The organism is Agromyces binzhouensis (assembly GCF_004135055.1).
GTDB lineage: Bacteria > Actinomycetota > Actinomycetes > Actinomycetales > Microbacteriaceae > Agromyces > Agromyces binzhouensis.
Genome location: NZ_SDPL01000312.1, coordinates 1 through 3788, shown reverse-complemented (window position 1 = coordinate 3788; position 3788 = coordinate 1). Strand labels below are relative to the sequence as shown.

Genomic DNA, 3788 nt, shown 5'->3' with positions numbered 1-3788 from the left:
CGGAGCGGGGTGTCGATCGACGACGGCGGCACGGCCGGCACGGATGCCGCGGCGAGGGCCTCGAGCGCATCCGGCGCGAGCGCGCCGAGGTCGCTCCCCCAGTGCAGCACCGCGGGCACGGCCGTGCCGCGGGCGTCGACGATGAGGCTGACGCCCGCGGCACGGAGGTGGTGGATCACGGCGTGAGGTTACTCCGCGACCGGGATGGACTGGGCCTCGAGCGCGTCGATGGTGGACGCCTGGCCCTTCTCGAGCGCCTCCATGAGGGTGCTGCTGCCGGAGGCGGCGCCCTTGAACCCGTCGGAGACGTCGGCGTACACCTGCGTCATCGTCGGGCCCCACACGAAGTCGGGGTCGACCTGCGTCGACGCCTCGGCGAACACGTCGTAGATCGCCTGGCCGCCGTAGAACTCGACGCCCTCGGTGAGCGTGGGCAGCTCGAGGCCGGCCTTCGTGGCCGGGTAGATCGCGGCCTGCTCGTTGAGGATGGTGAGCGCCTCATCCGAGGTGTTCAGCCAGAGCGCGAACTTCGCCGCCTCGTAGAGGTGGTCGGTGCCCTTGAAGACCGCGATCGACGAGCCGCCCCAGTTGCCGGCGGCGGCGCCGCCCGACTCCCACTGCGGGGCGAGCGCGACCGACCAGTTCCCGGCCGTGTCGGGCGCACCCGACGCGATCGAGTTGGCGCCCCAGACGGCGGAGTTCCAGGTCCAGACCTCGCCCGAGTTGTAGGCGTTGTTCCACTCGTCGGTCCACGCGGGGTAGGTCGCGACGAGGTCGTTCTCGATGAGGTCCTGCCAGTACTCGGCGACCTGCATCGACGCGTCGCTGGTCAGTTCGACGTCCCACGCGTCGCCGTCGTTGGCGAACCACTCGCCGCCGGCCTGCCAGACGAAGCCGGCGAACTGGTTGATGTCGGTCTGCGAGAAGTTCGTGATGTAGCCGCCCTGCTCGCGGATCTGCACCGCGGCCTCGCGGTACTCCTCCCACGTGGTCGGCACCTCGATGCCGTTCTGCTCGAACAGGTCGCTGCGGTAGAACAGCGCCATCGGGCCCTGGTCCTGCGGGATGCCGTAGGCCTCGTCGTCGGTGCCGAGCGAGACCTGGCCCCACGTCCAGTCGAGGAACTGGTCCTGGGCGGCCGCGACGTCCTCGCACACGGCGAGGTTCTCGAGGCCGTCCTGCACGCGGAAGTTCGGCAGGGCGTCGTACTCGATCTGGCCGAGGTCGGGGGCGTTGCCCGCCTCGAGCTGGTTGAAGAAGTTCTGGTACGTGCCGGAGTTGCCGTTCGGACCGGTCTGCACCTCGACCTGGATGTCGGGGTTCTCGGCGTTCCAGGCCGCGACGGCGTCCTCGATGCCCGGGATCCAGCTGGTGAACTCGAGCGTGACGTCCTCGCCGGCGGGCTCGCACGAGGCGGCGTCGCCGCCCGACGACGCGTCGCCCGCGGCGCACCCGGTCAGCGCGAGTGCGGCGGAGGTGAGCAGGGCTGCGGTGACCGCTCGTTTCGTGTGTCGCATGGTTTCCTCTTCTCGGTGGGGGGGGTTCACCCGGATGCCTCCGGGCGGGGTGTCTACTTCAGGGATCCGGAGCCGAGGCCCGTGCGCCAGTAGCGCTGAAGCAGCAGGAACGTGATGATCAGCGGGATGATCGAGAGCAGCGAGCCGACGAGCACGTAGGTGCGCAGCTCGGGGAACTGGTTGATGGTCGAGTTCCAGGCGTAGAGGCCGTAGGTCACCGGGAACAGCTCCTCGCTCCGCAGCATGATGAGCGGCAGGAAGAAGTTGTTCCAGATGGTGACGAACTGGAACAGGAACACGGTCACGAGCGCCGGGAACATGAGCCGGATCGACACGGTGAAGAACGTGCGGAGCTCCCCCGCGCCGTCCAGGCGGCTCGCCTCGAGCAGTTCGTCCGGCACGGATGCCTCGGCGAACACGCGCGAGAGGTACACGCCGAACGGGCTCACGACGCTCGGGAGGAACACCGCCCAGAACGTGTCGGTGAGCTGCACGCGGCTGAACAGCAGGAACAGCGGCAGCGCGAGCGCCGTGGCCGGCACGAGGACGCCGCCGAGCACGACGTTGAAGATCGTCTCGCGACCCGGGAAGCGGTACTTCGCGAGGGCGTACCCGCACATGGCGGCGAGCACCGTCGCGACGACCGCTCCGAGCCCGGCGTAGAGCAGGCTGTTGAGGATCCACCGCAGGTAGACGCCGTTGCGGTAGTCGAACAGCGCGCCGATGTTCTCGAACAGCTGGAAGTCGGCGAACCAGAGGGGGTTGGTGCTGAAGAGCTGCCCGCGGTCCTTCGTGGAGGCCACGAGCAGCCACCAGATCGGCACCAGGAAGTAGAACGTGAAGACGGCCATCACGATCATGGCGCCCGTGCGCGAGAACAGGCTCTCGCGGGGACCGCGTCCGCGGGTTCCGCCCGGGTGGGCGTCGCCGCGCCGGCCGATTCCGCGGGGGTTCACCGCGGGCGAGGCCGAGGTCGCCTCGGGTTCGATGGCGGTGCTCATGCGTCCGCCCCCTTCCGTCGGGTGAATCGCAGGAACGTGAACGAGAGGATGAACGTGGCGAGTGCGAGCACGACCGAGAAGGCCGCGGCGAGCGACACGTTCGGAACCGCGCTCGTGGCGTAGATCGTCATGTTCGGCGTGTAGGTGCTCGTGACGGCCGAGCTGAACGAGCGGAACGTCTGCGGCTCGGCGAGCAGTTGGAGCGTGCCGATGATCGACAGCACCGCGGTGAGCACGAGCGCCGGGCGCACGAGCGGGATCTTGATCGACCAGGCGATGCGGGCCTGGCCCGCGCCATCGATGCGCGCCGCCTCGTAGACCTCCTGCGGGATGGCCAGCAGGGTCGAGTAGATGATGAGCATGTTGTAGCCGACAAACACCCACGTCACGACGTTCGCGATGGCCCAGAGGACGAAGTCGGCGGAGAGCAGGTCGACGCGACTCGTGAGCGCCTCGAACGGCGAGAGGTTCGGCGAGTAGAGGAAGCCCCACATGATCGCGGCGATCACGCCCGGCACCGCGTACGGGGCGAAGAACGCGAGCCGGAAGAACTTCTTGCCGCGGACCAGGGGCGAGTCGAGCAGGAGCGCGAACAGCAGCGCGAGCCCGAGCATGACGGGCACCTGGACGACGCCGAACAGCAGGACCCGGCCGACCGAGGACCAGAACGCCTCGTTCTGGAAGACGAGCGCGTACTGCTGGAACCCGCCGAAGACCTCGGTCGCGGCGCCGTAGGTGCCCTCGCGTTCGACGACGAGCATCGACTGCCAGATCGCCACGCCGATGGGCACGAGGTAGAACAGCGCGAACATCGCCGCGAACGGGGCGACGAACGCGACGATCGCCCACGGGTGCTGCACCCGTCGGCGGCGGGCCGCCCGGGTCGTCCCGGCACCGCCGCGCGCTGCGGTGCGCACGCCGGTCGGGGTGGTCATGGGTGCGGTCATGCCGCTCCCTCCTCTCTGATCACGCGGACCGTGCCGCCGGGCACCACGAGGCGCCCGTCGACGACGGATCCGGTCACGAGCTCGGTGCCGCGGACAGCGACGTCGGCGTCGTCGGCTCCGTGGTTGACGACGAACAGGTACGCCCGTCCGTCGGCGGAGCGGCGGGTCACCTCGACCTCGGCGGACGCGCCGGGCACGGCTGCCACGCCGGCGCCCTCGAGCGCACGACCGACGAGGGATCGCAGGTCGTCGCGTCCGAGCATCGTCGCGAGGTACCAGGCGTCGCCTGCGCCGTCGGCGCCCGCACGGCGGGTCACGGCGGG

4 protein-coding genes are annotated in these 3788 nt (G+C 69.7%); all 4 read right to left on the bottom strand.

The annotated features are described in order from the left end of the window. Positions 1–188 precede the first annotated feature (188 nt). Positions 189–1517 (bottom strand): ABC transporter substrate-binding protein, encoded by a 1329-nt coding sequence (locus ESO86_RS13170; protein ID WP_129235431.1) that lies wholly within the window; start codon positions 1515–1517, stop codon positions 189–191. Between the two features lie 53 nt (positions 1518–1570). Continuing rightward, the gene (locus ESO86_RS13165) at positions 1571–2518 is read right to left on the bottom strand and encodes a carbohydrate ABC transporter permease (RefSeq protein ID WP_207207131.1); all 948 of its coding nucleotides are present in this window, start codon (positions 2516–2518) and stop codon (positions 1571–1573) included. Next, complete coding sequence (locus tag ESO86_RS13160) at positions 2515–3465, bottom strand: carbohydrate ABC transporter permease (RefSeq protein ID WP_242492363.1); 951 nt, start codon at positions 3463–3465, stop codon at positions 2515–2517. The genes ESO86_RS13165 and ESO86_RS13160 overlap by 4 nt, the downstream gene beginning before the upstream one ends. Then, positions 3462–3788, bottom strand: a 327-nt coding sequence (locus tag ESO86_RS13155) for a Beta-galactosidase C-terminal domain (RefSeq protein WP_207207130.1), incomplete at its 5' end; no start/stop codon positions are given. The genes ESO86_RS13160 and ESO86_RS13155, both read right to left, overlap by 4 nt.